General features: G+C 70.2%; 22 protein-coding genes. 17 read left to right on the forward strand and 5 right to left on the reverse strand.

All coding sequences use genetic code 11. The annotated features are described in order from the left end of the window. Positions 1-69: 69 nt before the first annotated feature. The 8 genes from rpsP to BKA00_RS00775 all read left to right on the forward strand — a co-directional run bounded on the left by rpsP (position 70) and on the right by BKA00_RS00775 (position 5475). Positions 70-519 (forward strand): 30S ribosomal protein S16, encoded by a 450-nt coding sequence (rpsP, locus tag BKA00_RS00740; RefSeq protein ID WP_185023086.1) that lies wholly within the window; start codon positions 70-72, stop codon positions 517-519. Between the two features lies 1 nt (position 520). Next, positions 521-763 (forward strand): RNA-binding protein, encoded by a 243-nt coding sequence (locus tag BKA00_RS00745; protein ID WP_021598307.1) that lies wholly within the window; start codon positions 521-523, stop codon positions 761-763. A gap of 11 nt (positions 764-774) precedes the next feature. Further along, positions 775-1287, forward strand: a complete 513-nt coding sequence (gene rimM, locus BKA00_RS00750) for a ribosome maturation factor RimM (RefSeq protein ID WP_185023087.1) — start codon at positions 775-777, stop codon at positions 1285-1287. Continuing rightward, positions 1284-2171 (forward strand): tRNA (guanosine(37)-N1)-methyltransferase TrmD, encoded by an 888-nt coding sequence (gene trmD / locus BKA00_RS00755; RefSeq protein WP_185023088.1) that lies wholly within the window; start codon positions 1284-1286, stop codon positions 2169-2171. Before rimM ends, trmD begins: the two co-directional genes overlap by 4 nt. A gap of 117 nt (positions 2172-2288) precedes the next feature. Continuing rightward, complete coding sequence (gene rplS, locus BKA00_RS00760; protein ID WP_149257798.1) at positions 2289-2639, forward strand: 50S ribosomal protein L19; 351 nt, start codon at positions 2289-2291, stop codon at positions 2637-2639. Between the two features lie 168 nt (positions 2640-2807). Beyond that, positions 2808-3689, forward strand: coding sequence for a signal peptidase I (lepB, locus tag BKA00_RS00765; RefSeq protein ID WP_230299125.1), 882 nt, complete (start codon positions 2808-2810; stop codon positions 3687-3689). Positions 3690-4438: 749 nt separating this feature from the next. After that, positions 4439-5164, forward strand: a complete 726-nt coding sequence (locus BKA00_RS00770; RefSeq protein WP_185023090.1) for a ribonuclease HII — start codon at positions 4439-4441, stop codon at positions 5162-5164. Next, positions 5161-5475: a DUF2469 domain-containing protein gene (locus BKA00_RS00775; protein ID WP_185023091.1), complete on the forward strand. Its 315-nt coding sequence runs from the start codon at positions 5161-5163 to the stop codon at positions 5473-5475. The genes BKA00_RS00770 and BKA00_RS00775 overlap by 4 nt, the downstream gene beginning before the upstream one ends. Positions 5476-5652: 177 nt before the next feature. Here the strand turns inward: BKA00_RS00775 and dprA are convergent, their stop codons facing one another. Genes dprA through BKA00_RS00790 form a run of 3 tightly spaced genes read right to left on the reverse strand, consistent with a single transcriptional unit; the run spans position 5653 to position 8765 of the window. Continuing rightward, positions 5653-6864: a DNA-processing protein DprA gene (dprA, locus tag BKA00_RS00780; protein WP_185023092.1), complete on the reverse strand. Its 1212-nt coding sequence runs from the start codon at positions 6862-6864 to the stop codon at positions 5653-5655. Further along, positions 6861-8411 (reverse strand): YifB family Mg chelatase-like AAA ATPase, encoded by a 1551-nt coding sequence (locus BKA00_RS00785; RefSeq protein WP_185023093.1) that lies wholly within the window; start codon positions 8409-8411, stop codon positions 6861-6863. Before BKA00_RS00785 ends, dprA begins: the two co-directional genes overlap by 4 nt. Continuing rightward, on the reverse strand, positions 8412-8765 hold the full coding sequence (locus BKA00_RS00790) for a YraN family protein (RefSeq protein WP_185023094.1): 354 nt from the start codon (positions 8763-8765) through the stop codon (positions 8412-8414). A gap of 167 nt (positions 8766-8932) precedes the next feature. On the opposite strand from BKA00_RS00790, the gene BKA00_RS00795 reads away from it, so the two are divergent. Further along, positions 8933-9832 carry a tyrosine recombinase XerC gene (locus BKA00_RS00795; RefSeq protein WP_185033494.1) on the forward strand — a complete coding sequence of 300 codons (900 nt, stop codon included), beginning with the start codon at positions 8933-8935 and terminating at the stop codon, positions 9830-9832. Positions 9833-10021: 189 nt separating this feature from the next. Here BKA00_RS00795 and BKA00_RS00800 read toward each other — a convergent pair whose 3' ends face one another. Then, on the reverse strand, positions 10022-10720 hold the full coding sequence (locus BKA00_RS00800) for a murein hydrolase activator EnvC family protein (RefSeq protein WP_185023095.1): 699 nt from the start codon (positions 10718-10720) through the stop codon (positions 10022-10024). A 389-nt stretch (positions 10721-11109) separates the two neighbouring features. On the opposite strand from BKA00_RS00800, the gene rpsB reads away from it, so the two are divergent. The 5 genes from rpsB to BKA00_RS00825 all read left to right on the forward strand — a co-directional run bounded on the left by rpsB (position 11110) and on the right by BKA00_RS00825 (position 15464). Beyond that, a complete protein-coding gene (gene rpsB / locus BKA00_RS00805; protein WP_185023096.1) occupies positions 11110-12078 on the forward strand; it encodes a 30S ribosomal protein S2 in 969 nt (322 codons plus the stop codon). A gap of 85 nt (positions 12079-12163) precedes the next feature. Beyond that, entirely contained in the window at positions 12164-13000 is an 837-nt protein-coding gene (gene tsf / locus BKA00_RS00810; protein ID WP_185023097.1) for a translation elongation factor Ts, read from the forward strand. Positions 13001-13057: 57 nt separating this feature from the next. Further along, positions 13058-13837, forward strand: coding sequence for a UMP kinase (gene pyrH / locus BKA00_RS00815; protein ID WP_185023098.1), 780 nt, complete (start codon positions 13058-13060; stop codon positions 13835-13837). Between the two features lie 74 nt (positions 13838-13911). Continuing rightward, on the forward strand, positions 13912-14469 hold the full coding sequence (gene frr, locus BKA00_RS00820) for a ribosome recycling factor (protein WP_185023099.1): 558 nt from the start codon (positions 13912-13914) through the stop codon (positions 14467-14469). 56 nt (positions 14470-14525) lie between these two features. Beyond that, on the forward strand, positions 14526-15464 hold the full coding sequence (locus BKA00_RS00825) for a phosphatidate cytidylyltransferase (protein ID WP_185033496.1): 939 nt from the start codon (positions 14526-14528) through the stop codon (positions 15462-15464). A gap of 59 nt (positions 15465-15523) precedes the next feature. On the opposite strand, the gene BKA00_RS00830 is transcribed toward BKA00_RS00825, so the two are convergent. Further along, entirely contained in the window at positions 15524-16666 is a 1143-nt protein-coding gene (locus BKA00_RS00830) for a suppressor of fused domain protein (RefSeq protein WP_185023100.1), read from the reverse strand. 113 nt (positions 16667-16779) lie between these two features. Between BKA00_RS00830 and rlmN the strand changes: the two genes are divergently transcribed. The 3 genes from rlmN (at position 16780) to BKA00_RS00845 (ending at position 19375) form a co-directional block, all read left to right on the forward strand. Further along, positions 16780-17925 (forward strand): dual-specificity RNA methyltransferase RlmN, encoded by a 1146-nt coding sequence (gene rlmN / locus BKA00_RS00835; RefSeq protein ID WP_185023101.1) that lies wholly within the window; start codon positions 16780-16782, stop codon positions 17923-17925. 67 nt (positions 17926-17992) lie between these two features. Beyond that, positions 17993-18496: a DivIVA domain-containing protein gene (locus BKA00_RS00840; RefSeq protein WP_230299191.1), complete on the forward strand. Its 504-nt coding sequence runs from the start codon at positions 17993-17995 to the stop codon at positions 18494-18496. A gap of 63 nt (positions 18497-18559) precedes the next feature. Next, on the forward strand, positions 18560-19375 hold the full coding sequence (locus BKA00_RS00845) for a DUF1963 domain-containing protein (protein ID WP_185023103.1): 816 nt from the start codon (positions 18560-18562) through the stop codon (positions 19373-19375). Positions 19376-19885: the final 510 nt, after the last annotated feature.

Here is a 19885-nt window from a genome sequence, read left to right on the forward strand (position 1 = left end):
CGTGAGCCGGTGTTCCCCACCTGGCGCGGGCCCGCCCATCCAGTGATGAAGTTGGAGTACACCACACCCGTGGCAGTCAAGATCAAGCTCAAGCGTCTGGGGAAGATCCGGAACCCGCAGTACCGGATCGTCGTCGCCGACGCCCGCACCAAGCGGGACGGGCGGGCCATCGAGGAGATCGGGCTCTACCAGCCCAAGCAGGAGCCCTCGCTCATCAAGATCGACTCTGAGCGTGCGCAGTACTGGCTGGGTGTCGGCGCGCAGCCGACCGAGCCCGTGCTCAACCTGCTGAAGATCACCGGCGACTGGCAGAAGTTCAAGGGCGAGCCGGGCGCCGAGGGCACCCTCAAGGTCGCCGAGCCGAAGGCCGACAAGAAGGCCGCGTTCGAGGCCGCCGTCAAGGAGTCGCTGGGCGACGACGAGGCCGCCGGCACCGCGACCCGCGGCAAGAAGAAGGCCGAGCCGAAGAAGCCCGAGGCGAAGGCCACCGAGACCGACGAAGCCAAGAGCGAGGGCTGACGTGCTCGAAGAAGCGCTCGAGCACCTGGTCCGCGGGATCGTCGAGAATCCGGACGACGTCCGGGTTCGCGCCCGCAGGATCAGGGGCGGCCGGGTCCTGGAGGTGCGCGTGCACCCCGAGGACCTCGGGAAGGTCATCGGCCGAAGCGGTCGCACCGCCAAGGCCCTGCGCACGGTGATCAGCGCTCTCTCCGGAGGCCGCTACGTGCGTGTCGACCTGCTCGACGTCAACGAGGTCCGCTGAGTGGCGTCCCGATGAGCGAACCGCTCGTGGTGGGACGGATCGGACGGCCGCACGGGATTCGCGGTGAGGTCGCCGTCGACGTCCGCACGGACGAGCCGGAGTCCCGGTTCGCCCCGGGCACGGTGATCGCCACCGACCCCGTCACCGCCGGTCCGCTCACCATCGAGCGGAAACGCTGGCATTCGGGACGCCTGCTCGTGCGCTTCGCCGGGGTCGGCGACCGCGACGCCGCGGAGGAACTGCGCGGCACGTGGCTCGTCGTCGACCCCGGTGACATCTCCACGTCCGCCGACCCGGACGACTTCCACGACCAGGAACTGCTCGGACTCGCCGTGGTCACCACGGACGGGACCGAGGTCGGCCAGGTCGCGGACGTCCTGCACCACGGCCAGGATCTTCTGGTCGTGCGCGGGGCCGGGGGCGAGAAGCTGGTCCCCTTCGTGGCCGCGCTCGTCCCCGAGGTGGACGTTCCCGGGGGGCGGCTCGTCATCGATCCGCCCCCCGGACTGCTCGACGAATCATGAAACTCGACGTAATCACGATCTTCCCCGAGTACTTCGCCCCGCTGGACATCTCCCTCCTGGGCAAGGCCCGGCGCGCCGGAGTGCTGGACGTCCGCGTCCACGACCTGCGCGAATGGACCCACGACCGGCACCGCACCGTCGACGACACCCCCTACGGCGGCGGTCCCGGCATGGTCATGAAGCCCGACCCCTGGGGTGAGGCTCTCGACGCCCTGGCACCTCGCGTTCCGGGCACTCCGTCCGGGACGATCCCGTCTGCACCCGGCGGGGGCCTTCCCACTCCGCCCGTGCTCGACGAGACGTCCCCGGCCACGTCGGAAGGCGCCTCCGGCCCGGTGCCGCGGCTGATCATTCCGACGCCGAGCGGGCGGCCGTTCACGCAGGCGGACGCGGTGCGGTACGCGGCGGAGCCGTGGTTGATCTTCGCCTGCGGGCGCTACGAGGGCATCGACTCCCGCGTCGCCGAGGAGGCACGCACCCGCATGCCGGTGGACGAGGTCAGCCTCGGCGACTTCGTCCTCGCCGGCGGGGAGGTCGCCGTCCTCGTCATGGTGGAGGCGATCGGCCGCCTGCTGCCCGGCGTCCTCGGCAACGCCGACTCCGTCGCCGACGACTCCTTCGCCCCCGGTGCGATGGAATCGCTCCTGGAAGGCCCCGTCTACACCAAGCCTCCCGTCTGGCGCGAGCGGCCTGTTCCGGACATTCTTCTTTCGGGCCACCATGGCGCGATCGCCCGCTGGCGGCGCGACGAGGCGCTGCGCCGGACGGCCAGGCACCGCCCCGAACTGCTCTCCCGCCTCGCGCCGGAGGTCCTCGACAAGCACGACCGCGCCGTGCTGCACGAGGCTGGTTTTCCGGTTGACGGCGAAGATATGGCAGACTGAGACGTCCGTGCGTGCAGACCGCACGGCACCCCAAGACCCATCTCCGCGGCGCGACGCCCCCATGAAGACCCACCGGGGCCTCTCGACGCCCGCGTTCGACCACGAGGAACCGCTGCGATGCACACCCTGATCCAGGAGATCGAGAAGGCCGCGATGCGCGCCGACGTCCCGGACTTCCGTCCGGGCGACACGCTGAAGGTGCACGTGCGCGTCACCGAGGGCAACCGAAGCCGTATCCAGGTGTTCCAGGGCGTGGTGATCCGGCGTCAGGGCGGCGGCGCCCGCGAGACCTTCACCGTCCGGAAGGTCAGCTACAGCGTCGGCGTCGAGCGGACGTTCCCCCTGAACAGCCCCTCCATCGACAAGATCGAGGTCGTCACCCGCGGCGACGTCCGCCGCGCCAAGCTCTACTACCTGCGCAACCTGCGCGGCAAGGCCGCGCGCATCAAGGAGAAGCGCGAGCACTGAGCAGATGGACCACGACGCCCCGGGAACCCGCGACGGTGCCCGGGGCGTTGCCCGTTCTGGATGGAGATGATCGACTTGGCCGTCGGCGACACGCCCACGCGCGGCGTCCCACGGGCACCGCGCCGCTAGGCTTTCGCTCTGATGACTGACGAGGACGATCGGAGAGACGTGCGATCCGAAGCCGAGGGCGCGGTGCCCGAAGAGAAGGAGCCCGTGGACTCGGCCGATGAAACGGCCGACGACTCCGAAGAAGACGGCAAGCGAAAGAAGAAGCAGGGCTCCTTCTGGAAAGAGCTTCCCGTCCTCATCGTGGTCGCCGTCGTGCTGGCCCTCGTCATCAAGGCCTTCGCGGTCCAGGCGTTCTACATCCCGTCCGGCTCCATGGAGAACACCCTCCAGGTCGGCGACCGCGTCCTGGTCAACAAGATCGTCTACCACACCCGCGACATCGCCCGCGGTGACGTCATCGTCTTCAACGGCCTCGACTCCTGGGACCCCGAGGTCCAGGTCGCCGAGCCCGGCAATCCCGTCTCCAAGGCGCTGCGCGCCGTCGGCACCGCCTTCGGCGTCGCGCCCAACGAGAAGGACTACATCAAGCGCGTCATCGGCATCCCCGGCGACCACGTCAAGTGCTGCGACGCACAAGGCCGCGTCACCGTCAACGGGGTCCCCCTGGACGAGAAGACCTACCTCTTCACCGACCCGGTCACCCATGAGCAGAACAAGCCCTCCAACGACCCCTTCGACGTCACCGTGAAGCCGGGTCAGCTCTGGGTGATGGGCGACCACCGCGAACTGTCCTACGACTCCCGCTCCCACCGCGGCGACCCGGGCGGCGGCACCATCCCGATCGACCGCGTCATCGGCCGCGCCTTCGTCATCGTCTGGCCCCTGGACCGCCTCGGCACTCTCCCGATCCCGTCCACCTTCAAACAACCCGCCCTGGAGAAGGCCGGCGCCGCCGCCCTCCCCGCGGCCCCTTACGCCTTGGGCATCCTCTGCACCTTGCCCTTCGCGTACCTCAGACGCCGCCACCACTACAAGCCATAACCAAACGCCCGAAACCCTGACGAAACCGCTAGCGAGCAGAACCCCGTTGCTGTTGCTGCGATCATCCAACGTGCGGTCGGCTCTCTGCTGAAGCGAAGGTTCAGTGCGTGGTTATGCGTGTGCTTTGCCCGGTGGAGCTTGGTCCTCGGTTCTGGCGAGCGGAGGAGGACGGTCACTGCCGCGGCCTCCCGCCACAGTTCTAGGGCTGGTGATGAGCCGCGCCGGACTGCCCTCGGGGGGGGGGGGGGGGGGGGGGGGGGGGGGGGGGGAGGGCGCGGCGCCGACGGTGGTGCACCGGCCCCCCGAGCTGGTCGAGGGCGCCGTCGAGGTGCACGCCCCCGAGGACGGGCCTGCGGGGCGCCCGAACCCTCACCGAGGTGCTCGACGGCCTCCTGGAGGACGTCGAGGACGGTTCGGCTCGTTAATGGCGAACGGTCGTCGGGCGGGGATGGGGGCGGGCCATCTCGGCGGTGACGGTGGTCGTGCCCGCCAGCGATTCGAGCGAGCCCTCGCTGAACGCGCCGACGGCCGGGACGTAGTGGACGAGCTGCTCCCAGGGGTCATCGTGCCGGGGCCTCTGCTCGGCGGTGTCGATCCACTTGTCGAGGGACAGTGCATGGGGCGCGGGGGGCGGAGAAGGCCTGTGGGTTGCTTCCCGGCTTGGGTGATTTTCGGTGTGGTGCGGCATACGGCAGTAAGCGTGGCGTTCGGGGAGCGGCCGGGGCTCGGTGGGACGTACGCTGCGGAGCATGAACGGTCGTCCACTCCGCTTCACGCCGCGCCGGGACGCAGGACTGTTCGCGTACGAACGGGCTCTCGCCCACGCGGGCTTCAGTCCTGTCGCCGGCGTCGACGAGGCGGGGCGGGGCGCCTGCGCGGGGCCGATGGTCGTCGGCGCGGTGATCCTTCAGGGCGGGCGAGGGAAGATCGACGGCCTCACGGATTCCAAGCTGCTCACCCCCGCGCGCCGCGAGCGGCTGTACGCGGAGATCACCGAACGTGCCTACGCGTGGAGCGCCATCATCATCCCGTGCCATGACATCGACCGGTTGGGCCTGCACCGGTGCAACATCACCGGGATGCGGCGGGCCCTGGCCGCCCTCGACAAGCGTCCCGCGTACGTGATCAGCGACGGGTTCGCGGTGCCGGGGCTGGACGTGCCCGGCCTCCCGATGATCAAAGGCGACCAGGTCGCGGCCTGCGTCGCGGCGGCCTCCATCATCGCGAAGGTCACCAGGGACCGGATCATGGTGGACCTCCATGAGCGGTATCCCGAGTACGGCTTCGATGTTCACAAGGGTTACGTGACCCGTGCGCACGGCAGGGCGCTCGAATTGCACGGTCCGTGTCCTGAGCATCGTTTCTCCTACGTCAACGTCGGGCGTGCCTTGCGTAACAATGGAGATGTGGTTCTGGAGGAGGAGACCGAGGGGGGACTCCCCGACGAGGACCGCACGGAAGGGGCACGAGCGTGAGCGCGGAGGATCTCGAGAAGTACGAGACCGAGATGGAGTTGCAGCTCTACCGCGAGTACCGCGACGTCCTCGGGCTGTTCAGCTACGTCGTCGAGACCGAGCGCCGGTTCTACCTCACGAACTCGGTCGACCTCCAGGTACGCAGCGTCGACAACGGCGAGGTCTTCTTCGAGGTCACCATGCAGGACGCGTGGGTCTGGGACATGTACCGTCCGGCCCGCTTCGTCAAGAACGTTCGGGTCGTCACCTTCAAGGACGTCAACGTCGAGGAGTTGGCGAAGAGCGAGTTCGAACTCCCCGCCGAGCAATAGTCCGTCCACGCTCACGACCGCTTCCCCCGCTGAGTCGGTGATCGCTGGAGCAGGGGAGCGCCCTCGCCCCAGCCAGGTCGGTGCTGCATCGTGCGACCGCCGAGCGTGACCCCTCGGACGCGCCGCCGGCAGGTCGTCGCCGAGGGGTTGTCGAGGCGCGGCGGTCGAATGTTGTGGTCATCGATTCTCCTGTGGGTGGTCGTTTCCTGTGTGGGGGAGCTCGGGAGGGTCGGCTGACTGCGTGGCCGACGGGCTGTTCGACCTGCCGGACTTCGTCAGGCGCCAGCCGGAGGACGTGCGCTCTATGAACCCGCCTGCGGCGAGCAGGCCGAGTTTGGCGTTGACGGTGTTCAGGTCCACGCCCGCCTTGACGGCGAGCTGGGCGGGGCCGGTCGCGCCGCGGGCCGGAAACGCCTCCAGGACGGAGCGTGTGACCGGTTCCAGACGGTCGCGGGGCAGCACGGGGGTGGCCGGCGGCGGGGCCAGGTCGGCGCCGATGCGGCCGACGGCCTCGACGATCTCCTCCGGGCGGGTCACCAGGGTGGCGCCCTCCTCGCGCAGGAGGCGGTGGCAGCCGATGGAGGAGCGAGAGGTGATCGGGCCCGGCACCGCCATGACCACACGGCCGAGCCTGGCCGCCCAGCTGGCCGTGTTGAGGGCGCCGCTGCGCGCCTCCGCCTCGACGATGACCGTGCCCCGGGAGAGCGCCGCGATCACCCTGTTGCGGACGAGGAAGCGGAGGCGGTGCGGATGCGTGCCCGGGGGTGACTCGCTCACGAGGAGCGAGCGCCGCGCCATCTCGGCGAAGAGCCCCTCGTTGGACGCCGGATAGGGGACGTCCACGCCGTTCGCCAGGACCGCGACGGTCGGGCCGTCGGCGGCCAGGGAGCCGCGGTGGGCCGCCGCGTCGATGCCGAGGGCGCCGCCGGAGATCACCGTCCAGCCTCCGCCGGCGAGTTCGGCGGCGAAGTCGGCGGCGGCGCGCAGTCCGTAGGGGGACGCGGCGCGGGAACCGACGATGGCGACCGAACGCAGGCAGCTGTACCGCAGGTCGCCGGGGCCGCGCAGCCACAGGGCGTACGGGCGGCGGGCGCCGAGATCGTCGAGGGTCGTCGGCCATTCGGGGTCTCCCGGGCAGATGAGGCGGCCGCGGAACCGGGCGCAGACGGCCATGTCCTGGTCGGGCTCCGCCGCGATGAGCCGGATCCGCCAGTTGTCCAGGCGCCGGACCTCCTGAGGGGTGGCTGACACGCCCTGGGGGAGCCGGGTGGTCCGGACGGCCTCCAGCGCGCCCCCGGGCCCGCAGTGGTCGATCATGCGGTTGAGGAAGTCGTCGCCGGGTTCCGCGACCGCGGTCAGTGTGGCGCGGGCGGTTCGCTCGTCGCTCATTGGCGCCCCGCGGACCAGAGGGTGAGGGCGCCGCCGACGTCGTCCGGCCCGGGCTCGTCGTGGCCCGCCAGGTCGGCGATGGTCCAGGCCACCCGCAGGATCCGGTCGAGGCCGCGCGCGCTGAGCGTGCCCCGGTGCAGGGCTTCGTCGGCGCCGTGCATCGCCTCCTGAGGCGGCGTGAAGCGGCGGCGCAGTTCCGGCCCGGGGACCTCGGAGTTGGACCGCCACGGGGTGCCGGCGAGGCGTCTCATCGTTCGTTCGCGGGCCAGCATGACCCTTTCGGCCACCACCTTGCTCGACTCGGCGAACTCCAGGTCGTAGCGGAGCTCGGCGCGGCTGGCCGGGCTGAGCTCCAGCTTGAGGTCGATGCGGTCGAGCAGTGGGCCGGACACCCGGCTGGCGTACTTGCGGCGGACCCCCGGGGCGCAGGAGCAGTCGATCTGCTTCGCCGCGGCGCACGGGCACGGATTCGCCGCGAGGACGAGGGTGAACCGGGCGGGGAAGTGCGCGATGCCCTCGATGCGGCTGATCCGCACCTCGCCCTCTTCCAGCGGCTGCCGCAGAGCGTCGAGTGTTCCGGCGATGAACTCAGGCGCCTCGTCCAGAAAGAGGATTCCTCGGTGGGCCAGGGAGACCGCGCCCGGCTGGAGCACGCGGCCCGAGCCGCCGCCGACCATCGAGGCGCGGGAGGCCGTGTGGTGCGGCGCGTAGAACGGCGGCTGCGTGATCAGGGGCTGGCCCGGCCTGAGGGTCCCGGCGACGGAGTGGATCGCGGTGACCTCCAGGGCGACCTCCGGTTCGAGGGGAGGCATCAGCGTCGGGAGCCGCTCCGCGAGCATCGTCTTCCCGCAGCCCGGTGGACCGGCGAAGAACAGGTGGTGCCCTCCGGCGGCGCTGATCTCCAGAGCACGGCGGGCCTCGGCCTGGCCTCTGACGTCTGCCAGATCCAGATCGGGCGGGATGTCCTGTTGCCGTAGGCCGAACCCCTTGGGCGGTGTCGGAGAGTCCTCTTCTTCCTCCTCGAAGGGCGGTGGTTCGTCGCGCAGTAAGCACAGCAGCCCGCGGAGTGTGCTCGCGGGCACCACCTTGGTGCCCGGGACGAGCTCGGCCTCCTCGGCGTTGGCGCGCGGGACGACGACCGTGCGGAACCCGCGGTTCGCGGCGGCCAGCACCGCGGGCAGCACACCCTGGGCGGGGCGGACGCGCCCGTCCAGGCCCAGCTCGCCGATCAGCACCATCTCCGCGCAGCTGCGCGGAGGAACCACCTCCGCTGCCCCGAGTAGCGCGATGGCTATGGCCAGATCAAAGGTCGCGCCCTTTTTCGGCATGCTCGCCGGGAAGAGCGAGACCGTGACATGGCGGTTGGGCCAGTCCTCGCCGGAATTGAAGATCGCCGCCCTGACACGGTCGCGGGCCTCGCTCAGGGCCGTGTCCGGGAGGCCGACGAGGTGCAGGCCTGGGACGCCGCTGGTGATGGCCGCCTCGACGTCCACGACGAACCCGTCCACACCGACGAGGGAGACCGAGCGCGTTCTGGCCAGCGTCATCTAGCACACCTCCTTCAGGTGGTCGATCGCGAAGTCGTCGCCGTCGCCGATCAGGCCGAGCGCGTCCACCCGCATCGGCGCGCCGCCGACGCCGTGCGCGGCGGCCCACCGCCAGGCCAGCCGCCGCAACCGGGCGGCCTTCTCGACGGTGATCGCGTCCAAGGGGTCACCGAAGCGGGCCGACCGGCGGGTCTTCACCTCGCACACGACGTGCCGTCGCCCGTCATGGGCGATGATGTCCAGTTCTCCCTCAGGGCACCGCCAGTTGCGGTCGAGGATCGTCCAGCCGAGTCCGGTCAGGTACCGGACGGCGGCGTCCTCGCCGCGGCGGCCGAGAGTGATGTGGGCGGTCATGAGCCTCACCTCCGGACTTCGACAGTGCCGGAGGGATGCGGAACGTAGTCGGAGAACGACGTTCTGTGGATAACGTGGCGGAGGTTCCGGGTGATTCACTCGAAACCGGGGTTCGGTGCTTGCTTCGGTCGGGGCCTTGGCGCAGCGTGACGCCTGTGACCAACGCGATGGAGGACGCCGTCGCCGAGTTCGGCCGTCACCTGCGCGCCGAGCGGGACGTCTCGCCCCACACCCTGCGGGCCTATCTCGGCGATCTAGCCGACTTCTGCGCCTATGCCGCCCTTGCCGGTCTGACGGAGCCGAGCGAACTGGATGTCTCGGTGCTGCGGGCATGGCTCGCCCGTCAGCATGCGCTCGGCCGCTCCCGGGCGACCCTGGCCCGACGGACGGCCGCAGTCCGCGCGTTCACCCGCCATCTGTGCCGGCGACGGCTTCTTGAGAACGACCCCGGTCTGCTGCTGGGCACACCTAAACGACGGCGCGATCTCCCTACCGTGCTCACCCAGGACGACGCGGCGCATCTCCTGGACACCGTGGACGCCGAAGGCCCCGTGGGACTTCGGGACTTGGCCGTCCTGGAGGTTCTCTACGGCACGGGAGTCCGTGTGAGCGAACTGTGCGGGCTCGACGTCGACGACCTGGACACCGGCCGCCGGACAGTGCGAGTCATGGGTAAGGGCGGGCGTGAGCGCACGGTGCCTCTAGGAGAGCCCGCCGTCCGCGCCGTTCAGGACTGGCTGCGCGCCGGACGCCCGGAACTCGCGACCCCCGACAGCGGCCCCGCCCTCTTCCTCGGGGCACGCGGAGGCCGCCTGCACCCGACCAGCGCCCGGCGGATCGTCCACACGAGGATCTCGGAGGTGGGACAGATCCCCGACCTCAGTCCGCACGGCCTCCGCCACTCCGCCGCCACCCACCTCCTCGAAGGCGGCGCCGATCTGCGCAGCGTCCAAGAGATCCTCGGTCACGCGTCCTTGCAGACGACCCAGATCTACACGCACGTATCGGCCGAACGCCTGAGGCAAGTCCACCGCCAAGCCCACCCCCGAGGCACCCGTTCCGACTAGCCAAGAGGGGCGCGTTGCCCTACGCCAACGCCGAATTTAGGTCGTCATCTGACTCTGGAGCGTTGGGCGGCGGAAAAGCGCGGGTGCAGTTCGGTGGGTTGCATCGATCGCTGTGACTCTTCTGTCGTCCTCGGCAGGGCCGCCTGGCCGCCCGGCCCGGGTGGAGCCGGGCGGCGGGAACGGGACCGGTCAGGGAGCGCGGCGCAGGTGGCGTTCCTGAGAAAGGTTGATGACGCCCGGCGGCTGCTGGCGGCGGCGGTGCAGTCGGAAGCGGAGGCGTGTTCGACGCCAGGCGAAGGCCAGGGCGAAGGACAGGAGCATGCCCGACAGTGCTCCGCCCGTGGCCGTGGCGGCGTCGCGCAGCACCATCCTCGGCTGCGGAGACGTCGAACCGGCGGGGTGAGGCGCCGCCGTTGCCGTGGGCTGCCGCCAGAGAGGCAGGAGACGCACCTGACGCTGGACGAGGTTGAGCGGATTCAGGTACAGGGCACCGCGGCGCAGACCCCAATGCAGGCACGTCATGGGACAGTGGAGCATCACCCGATCCAGGACGCCGATCCGCGTGCCGGACATGACACGGCGGCCGGTGCGGACACTGGGCCGGACGGGCAGGTACGTGGTTCGCAGGACGCCGTGGTCGATCGTCACGACGCCTCGTCCAGCCAGATCGTCGGCGTACGCGACACGGCCCGGCCCGGCGGCGTAGACGGCCTGCCCCGGACGCGCCGCGAGGTCCACGCCCCGGTGGCCCGCGCCCCAGGGGACGGCCGGAGGCGAGAAGCCGCGCACCACCCGAGGGGCCGGCGGCCCTAAAGGCCAGCGCCAGGCGTCCAGGCCGGGCGACCCGATGGCGATCATGCACGTGAGGAGCAGCGAGAACACGGTCATGGACCGAACCCTGCCCGGCGGCGGGACGGTTCGTCGACGGGGTTCGCGAACTGTGGATAACCGCGGGAATCCTTGAGGCCCGGCCACCTTCGCGCCCTGATAATCTGTATGTGTGTCCGAGAGGGCACCGGCCAGGGCCAGGCCGTCGCCGTTCCGCTTCAGGGCAGGCGGAGAGAAGCCGCTCCCAGAGCGGACTGGACCCAGACCCGGCAACGGGTCACAGCCGCCTGGAGGTATCCCGGCGGCTGATTTCACGCGTCCGCATGCCACCGCGAACCTGGTGGGGCGCAGTCCCTCGGTCCGTCGCCTCGGCGACGGTGGGGCAGCACCCGGGCGCAGGCAGATAACCAAATGGGGCCCGACAGGGCCAGAGAAGGAGAACACGGGCAATGGCACCCGTCGTCACCATGCGGCAGCTCCTCGAGAGCGGCGTCCACTTCGGCCACCAGACCCGCCGGTGGAACCCGAAGATGAAGCGCTTCATCCTCACCGAGCGCAACGGCATCTACATCATCGACCTGCAGCAGTCGCTGTCCTACATCGACCGCGCGTTCGAGTTCGTCAAGGCCACGGTCGCCCACGGCGGGACGATCCTGTTCGTCGGCACCAAGAAGCAGGCCCAGGAGTCCATCGCCGAGCAGGCGACCCGGGTCGGCATGCCCTACGTCAACCAGCGCTGGCTGGGCGGCATGCTCACGAACTTCTCCACCGTCCACAAGCGGCTCACCCGGCTCAAGGAGCTGGAGGAGATCAACTACGACGACGTGGCCGGCTCCGGCATGACCAAGAAGGAGCTCCTCGGCCTGCGCCGCGAGAAGGACAAGCTGGAGCGCACCCTCGGCGGTATCCGCGACATGGCGAAGGTTCCGAGCGCCATCTGGATCGTGGACACCAAGAAGGAGCACATCGCGGTCAACGAGGCCAAGAAGCTCGGCATCCCGGTCGTGGCCATCCTCGACACCAACTGCGACCCCGACGAGGTCGACTACCCGGTTCCGGGCAACGACGACGCCATCCGCAGCGTCAGCCTGCTGACCCGCGTCGTGGCCGACTCCGTCGCGGACGGCCTCATCGCCCGCGCGGGTGCCGCGTCCGGTGGCGACGAGAAGCCCGCCGAGGGCACCGCGGCCGCCGGCAGCGAGCCTCTTGCCGAGTGGGAGCGCAACCTGCTGAAGCCCGGCGAGGCCGACGGCGCCGCCGAGGCCCCGGCCGAGACCGAGGCCGCCGCTGCCGAGGCTCCCGCCGAGGCGCCGGCCGAAGCTCCGGCGGAGGCCCCCGAGGCCCCCGAGGCTGCTGCGGCCCCCGAGGCCGCCCCGGCCGAAGAGGCTCCGAAGGCCGCCGAGGCCGAGCAGGCTTGATCCCGCGGTCCCGGCGGCGTCCACGTGGACGCCGCCGGGACCGTCGCGGGTCACACGACCAACGACGAGAGAAGCGAAGAGAGCGATGGCCAACTTCACCGCCGCTGACGTCAAGCGGCTGCGCGACCTGACCGGCTCCGGCATGATGGCCGTGAAGAACGCCCTCACCGAGGCGGACGGCGACTTCGAGAAGGCGACCGAGCTGCTGCGTCTCAAGGGCGCCAAGGACGTCGGCAAGCGCGCCGAGCGCACCGCCGCCAACGGCCTGGTCGCCGAGCACTTTGCGAACTCCGGTGACGGGGCGCTCCTGGAGCTCAACTGCGAGACCGACTTCGTCGCGAAGAACGAGCAGTTCATCGAGCTCGCCCAGCGCCTGGTCGAGTTCGCGGCCGCCAGCGGCGTCACGGACGCCGCCGGCCTGCTGACCACCGAGATCGAGCCCGGCAAGACCGTCCAGGCCCTGATCGAGGAGAACAGCGCCAAGATCGGCGAGAAGCTGGAGCTCCGCCGGTTCGCCCACTTCCAGGGCGCCTACGTGGCCAGCTACCTGCACAAGTCCGACCCGTCGCTGCCGCCGACCACCGGCGTGCTGGTCGAGCTGGACAGCGAGAACGCCGAGGTCGCCAAGGACGTCGCCCAGCAGATCGCGGCGATGGCCCCCAAGTACCTCACCCGCGAGGAGATCCCCGCCGAGGCGATCGAGAAGGAGCGGGCGCTCGCCGAGCAGCTCACCCGTGACGAGGGCAAGCCCGAGCAGGCCATCCCGAAGATCGTCGAGGGGCGGGTGAACGCCTACTTCCGCGACTTCGTGCTCGTGGAGCAGGCGTTCGTGAAGGACAACAAGAAGACGATCGCGAAGGTCCTCGACGAGGCCGGCGTGAAGGTCGTCCGCTTCGCCCGCTTCAAGGTCGGGCAGGCTTAAGGGCACTCTGGAAACGAGTACCCGAGACATAGCGAACGCAACGAGGAGGCCGCCGACGTGCCGGACAAGACGACCAGTAGCGCGACGGCGGCCTCGTCGTCCGCCCAGCACGCGCCGCGCGCGGGCTGGAAGAGGGTGCTCCTGAAGCTCTCGGGCGAGGCCTTCGCCGGACGCGACCCGCTCGGCATCGACCCGGAGGTCGTCCAGCACGTCGCCGAGGCGATCGCCGAAGCCGTCCGGGACGGCGTGCAGGTGGCGGTCGTGTGCGGCGGCGGGAACATGTTCCGCGGGGCCGTCATGGCCGAGCGCGGCATGGACCGCGGGCGCGCCGACTACATGGGGATGATCGGCACCGTCATCAACTGCCTGGCCCTGCAGGACTTCCTGGAGAAGCTCGGGCTCGACACGCGCGTGCAGACAGCCATCACCATGAGCCAGGTGGCCGAGCCCTACATCCCGCGCCGCGCCATCCGGCACCTGGAGAAGGGCCGCGTGGTCATCTTCGGCGCCGGGCTCGGTCAGCCGTTCTTCTCCACCGACACCACCGCCGCCCAGCGCGCGCTGGAGATCGGTGCCGAGGCGGTCCTGAAGGCCACGCAAGTGGACGGTGTCTACGATGCCGATCCCCGAAAGAATCCAGACGCGGTCAAGTTCGACCGTTTGGAATACGGTGAAGTTCTACAGCGGAGCCTGAAGGTCATGGACGCCACGGCCATCAGCCTCTGCATGGACAACGCGCTCCCCATCGTGGTCTTCGACCTCATGGGGCAGGGCAACATCGTCCGGGCCGTCCGGGGTGAGAAGATCGGCACGCTGGTCAGCCCGGCGGAGGGCTGACCGCAGCCCACGGCCGCGCCGGACGCGTCGCGGAACCGCAGGACCAGGGCCGACCAGATGACACGGGAGTCACAGTGATCGACGAGACCCTCCTCGAAGCCGAGGAGAAGATGGAGAAGGCGGTCGCGGTCGCCAAGGAGGACTTCCAGGCCATCCGCACCGGCCGCGTCACCCCCGCCATGTTCAACAAGATCACGGCCGAGTACTACGGGACGCCGACGCCGATCAACCAGCTCGCGTCGTTCACGCTCCCCGAGCCGCGGATGGTCATCGTCCAGGTCTTCGACAAGTCGTCCATGCAGGCGGTGGAGAGGGCCATTCGCGACAGCGACCTCGGTGTGAACCCCTCCAACGACGGCAACGTCATCCGGGTCGTCTTCCCGGATCTGTCGGAAGAGCGCCGCAAGGAGTTCATCAAGGTCGCCGGCACCAAGGCGGAGGAGAGCCGGGTCTCTATCCGCAACATCCGGCGCCGTGCGAAGGACGCCCTCGACAAGCTCGCGAAGGACGGCGAGGTCGGCGAGGACGAGGTCAGGCGTGCCGAGAAGGAACTCGACGACACGACGCACCGCTACGTTGCGCAGATCGACGAGCTACTTGAGCACAAGAAGGCCGAACTGCTCGAAGTTTGATGAGACTTGACGACGCCGGGGAGCCCTCGGGCTCCCCGGACGAGCCGGAGGTCGACATGGCCGGCCCACCCCCCGGAGACGCACTGGCCTCGCCCCCCGGGCAGGGGCGGGACGGCTCCGGCGACCCCCCGTCCTCCGGTGGCTCCCCGCCTTCCGGCGGTGCGACGCCCGCTGGGAAGCCAGAAAGCAGGACGGGGCGGAACCTTCCGCTCGCCATAGGCGTGGGCGTCGCTCTCGGCGCTCTCGTGCTGCTCTCGTTGTACACGGTCAAGGAGATCTTCCTTGCCGTGATGGTCGTGTTCCTCTTCCTCGGTATGCGGGAACTGACCGAGGCTTTCAAGAGCCGTGACATACGCGTCCCGTTCATCCCTGTCGCGACGGGAATGGTCGGCACGCCCGTCGTCGCCTACGTTTGGGGCGCCACCGCCACCATCGCGGCGGTCTCGCTGACGGTCCTGGCGCTGCTGATGACGCGCATGACCGAAGGCGCCTCCGGATACGTGCGGGACGTCACCGCCGGGTCGCTCGTGGCCGGCTATCTGGTGCTGATGGGCGGGATCGTCGCGCTTCTGATGCGTCCCGACGACGGCGACCACCGCACCGTCATCTTCATCGCCACCACCGTCGCCAGCGACATCGGCGGGTATTTCGCCGGGTCCTTCCTGGGCAAGCACAAGCTCGCGCCCACGATCAGCCCCAAGAAGACCTGGGAGGGCGTCACCGGGTCCGCCGTCACCTGCATGATCGTCGGCGGGTGGCTGGTGTGGTGGCTCCTGGACGGCGGCCACATCTGGCAAGGCGTGATCATCGGGCTCGCGGCCGTGGTCACCGCGACCGCCGGCGACCTCGTCGAGTCGATGATCAAGCGGGACCTCGGGATCAAGGACATGGGAACGCTTCTGCCCGGCCACGGAGGAGTGATGGACCGCCTCGACTCCCTCGTCGCGACGGCCCCCGTCGTGTGGCTGCTGCTGGAATTGTTCGTCCCCAGCTAGGACGCCCTGAGGGGGGGTTTCAGGGCCGCCCTGCGGACCGCCCCTGTGGGTCAAGTCTTCTAGGAGACGACCCAGGAACGGCCCTGCTGTGCCAGACGCCGGATAAGGGCGTCTGACCCCTCGCTCTTGGCGAACCGGTGTTCCTCGCCCGTGATGGGCACGAGCCACAGCCATCGGACGGCGTCGCCGTTGAGCGTCAGTCCGGTCATGCCAGGCGCCTCAGGACCCGCCAGACGGTTGGGGTCGTCCAGGAGAAGCACGCCCTCCCAGGACGACTCGCCATTGCCGAGGGGGAACGTACGAGCCTCGTGGTACCACTTGACGACGTCCCCAGGCGCGAACCACGTCACGGAGCGCCACGGGTACTGCGCCAGCCACGGGAAGATGCTGCCCGACCGCTGGCTGGGCAGAGTACTGGCGACGGCCAGTTCGATGCGTCCGTATGGGGCGACGTCGTCCTCGTACAGTTCGACCGTGGGCATCCGCTGGCGGCTCATCCCGACCGTGCTCAGAACGGTGAACTCCCGGTCGCCTCTTGCGGGCCGCTCCGAGACCCCCACTGTGGGGGCCATGCTCGGCCTACCGCCCGCCAGCTGACGTCCGACATCGTGCCAGTAGTGGCCACTGGGGCCCAGCCGCTGCAGGAGGTGACCGAGGACCGACTGCTGGAACTCCGCCCAGGAGCCGTCTGCGAGGCACCTCTTCCAGTGCTCGCGCGCCTGGTGGACACGGGGCCCGAAGTCCTCGATCCCCTCGTCCAGAGGGAAGGCGAACGGGCTCTGATGCGTGGCGTCGCGGGCGTAGCCGGGGATGCCGCGTCCCATGTCAGACCAGCCGGGGATCACTAGCAGGAGGTCGCCCTCCTCTAGAAGGGCCACACCGTCGCCCTCCTCGAACCAGACGACCTCCAGCGCGTCGGGGTCCAGTGCCGGGCGTCCTGCGGGATGGCGCACATGGGACTCCGGCAGCAGGGGCGCGAGGCCCGCGTCGAGCCGCGACCGGTCCAGTTCCCGTGGGGCCTCGCGGTGGTTCGCTACCCAGACCGCTCCGACCACCGAGTCGCGCGCGTCCTTCAGGTAGGCAGCGGTGACCTCGCCGTCGGTCTCCAAGGTGAGCCGCCGGCTGCCGTACGGGCTGGCCGCGTGGACGACCGTGGCCGCTGACCCCCGGGGCGCGGCGGCGCCCCTGCGCAAAACCGACATGATCGAGACCTTAGTCGCAGACAAGGCCGTGTGCAGGAATGTCGCTGTTCAGGTATGGGCGGCCGTTCAGGACGGACGATGCACGCGCAGGTGTTTGCGACACTGGAAGGACCATGTCTACCACCCAGCCCTCCGCGACCGGCGCCGCACCCGAGAAGACCCCGGCGAAGCTCGTCTTCGCCGCACCGAGGCGCGGCAAGCCGCCGAGGCATCTCGCCGACCTCACCACGGCCGAGCGTCGCGAGGCGGTCGCCGAGCTGGGGGAGAAGCCGTTCCGTGCCGACCAGCTCTCGCGCCACTACTTCGCGCGCCTCGTCGACGATCCCGCCAAGATGACGGACCTGCCGGCCGCCGTTCGGGATCGCCTGGTGTCCGAGCTGCTGCCTTCGCTGCTGACCCCGGTACGCGAGCTTGACTGCGACGGGGGAACGACCCTTAAGACCGTCTGGAAGGCTTTCGACGGCGTCCTGTTCGAGTCGGTTCTGATGCGGTACCCAGACCGGGCGACGATGTGTGTCTCGTCCCAGGCGGGCTGCGGGATGAACTGCCCCTTCTGCGCGACCGGCCAGGCCGGGCTCACCCGCAACCTTTCCACGGCCGAAATAGTCGAGCAGGTCGCTGCGGGCGCGCGCGCACTCGCCAGTGGGCGCGTCCCAGGGGGCCCGGGCCGCGTCTCCAACATCGTCTTCATGGGCATGGGCGAGCCCCTGGCCAACTACAAGGCAGTGATGGGCGCGGTCAGGCGCATCACCGATCCGGCACCCGCCGGGCTGGGCATCTCCCAGCGTTCCGTCACGGTCTCCACGGTCGGGCTCGTTCCGGCCATCGAGAAGCTCGCCGCCGAAGACATGTCGGTCAGGCTTGCCGTCTCCCTGCACGCCCCCGACGACGAGCTGCGCGACGACCTCGTCCCCATCAACAACCGGTGGAAGGTCTCCGAGGTGCTGGACGCCGCGTGGGCCTACGCCGAGCGCAGCGGGCGCCGCGTCTCGATCGAGTACGCCCTCATCAAGGACATCAACGACCAGGCCTGGCGGGCCGACCTTCTCGGAAGGCTCTTGCGCGGCCATCTGGTTCACGTCAATCTGATCCCGTTGAACCCAACGCCGGGTTCCAAGTGGACCGCCTCCCGGCCCGAGGACGAGCGCGAGTTCGTCCGGCGCCTGGAGGCCCACGGGGTCCCGGTCACGGTGCGTGACACTCGGGGCAGGGAGATCGACGGGGCCTGCGGGCAGCTGGCCGCGGCGACCAAGGACTGAGCGCGCCGCGGGCGCGGTTCCCGGCGCCTCGCGGAGCGCGGGGACACGGCTGAGGAGCGCGGTGCCGGTGAAGACGGGTACACGGCTGCCGGTGGTCTTGCGGGGCTACGACCGGAACCAGGTCGACGCCCTGCTCAAACGGATCTCACAAGCGCTGAACGGCGGGCCCCCGGTGTCAGCGGACGAGGTGCGCGGGGCCCGCTTCACCACCGTCCTCCGCGGCTACGACCACCGTGCCGTGGACGAGCTGCTCCGCGAGTGCATCAGGGAGCTCCAGGCCCGGGCGCCGATCGGGGAGCGTCCCGGCCGCACCCGCGCCCAGCCGGCCTGGCTGATCAACTGGATCCAGAACGCGCGGTTCTCCGGGGCCGGCCTGCGCCCCGGCTACGACGTGCGCGACGTGGACGCCTTTCTCGAGCGCGTGATCGCCGGCCTGCGCGGAGCCGCCCCGCCCGTGACCGCCCGGGACGTACGGGAAAGTGCGTTCCGCACCGTCCGGTTCGGACCCGGCTACGACGAGCAGGAGATCGACCGCTTCCTGCTCCAACTCGCGGCCGCCCTCGAACGCTGACGAAGTTATCCACATTTTCGCGGGACGTCGCGCGCCGCGTGAGGGGCGCGCCACGCTACGTGCATGGATCCTTTCGCCGTACAGTACCGACGGCTCCGAGCCCTGTTCGACGCCTTCCTCGCGCCGGAGATCACGGCCATCCTGCTGCCCCTGACCAAACCCGGGCTGCGCCTCTCCACCCTCGGTGAGGTGCCCGTCCACCTCGGAGGCACCCCGCAACTGCCGCCCGACGAGTCATGGCCCACCTGGGACGGCCGCCCGCTCGACTTCTTAGGCGCGATCGACTTCGCCGGCCTGCCGAGGGTCCCGGGCCTGCCCGCTTGCCGCGCCGCGTTCTACTACGCGAGCGAGACACCCCGTCCTTGGGGCGACGAGCCCGGCCAACGCGACGGCTGGCGCGTCTTCACCGGCGACCTCCGCCCTGCGACCCCGCCACCGGGCAGCCGCTCCTACCCGCAGACCACGCTGGGCGCCGCTCCGTTCCTCTCCCTGCCTTCTCCCCAGGAGGCCGTGGTCCAGCGCCTGGAGATGGTCTACGACGGCATCGTGCCCGTATACGAACAACTGCACGCCGCGTGGACACGCCACACCTGCCCGGACGAAGCGCCCGCCCACCAACTGGGCGGCTGGCCGACCCTCGTCCAGCGTCCCGTCGGCCCTGACTGTCTGTACGCCTCGACCGGCCGCACCCTGAACTCCCTCAATCCTCCGGCCCTCACACCGGACGAACAACGCGCGGTCGAGGAGTGGCACCTCCTCCTCCAACTCGACTCCGACGACCGCCTCGGCTGGTACTGGGGGGACCCGGGCCGCATCTACTTCTGCAACCGCCGCGACACCCCCTTGGAGCAGACATGGCTAACCGTCCAGGCCGCGTGACCCACCCCGAGGCATCTCTCGAACTAACACTCGCCAAGTCGGATCAGGCCGCGCAACAGCGCGCCCACTGGGCCACAGGACCCGGCGGGCAACGCCCCTCGGCGACGACCCGGCAGCCCTCCCAAGCACTCAGCGGCAGCGATGGCCGCGAACGGACGCCGACAAGAGGCGTCAGCCCGCAGTCGCGATGGCGCGGTCCGGCCCCGCAGGCCCTCCCTCAATCGAGGGCAGGCAGAGGCCGTCGCTTACCTACTCCAGTGGAGAACGGCCTCCGCGGTCATCGTCCGCGTGGTTCCTGTCCGACCGGTTTCTCAAGGCACTGGGGAGAGGGACGAGCGGACCCTGGGGGCGCAGGGTCGGCGAGGCGGCGGTGGCGGCGCGCCGAGGGGAGGGTGGCCTGACGAGGTGAAGCGGGTGCGGACGCGCGCCAACGGTGCGCTAGGGGCGGAGGCGCGGGGGAGTGAGAGAGCGCTGGCGCGTTAGCCGGGGTGCGGAGGGGGGCCGGCGGGC

The organism is Actinomadura coerulea (assembly GCF_014208105.1).
In the GTDB taxonomy this organism is placed as follows: Bacteria; Actinomycetota; Actinomycetes; order Streptosporangiales; family Streptosporangiaceae; genus Spirillospora; species Spirillospora coerulea.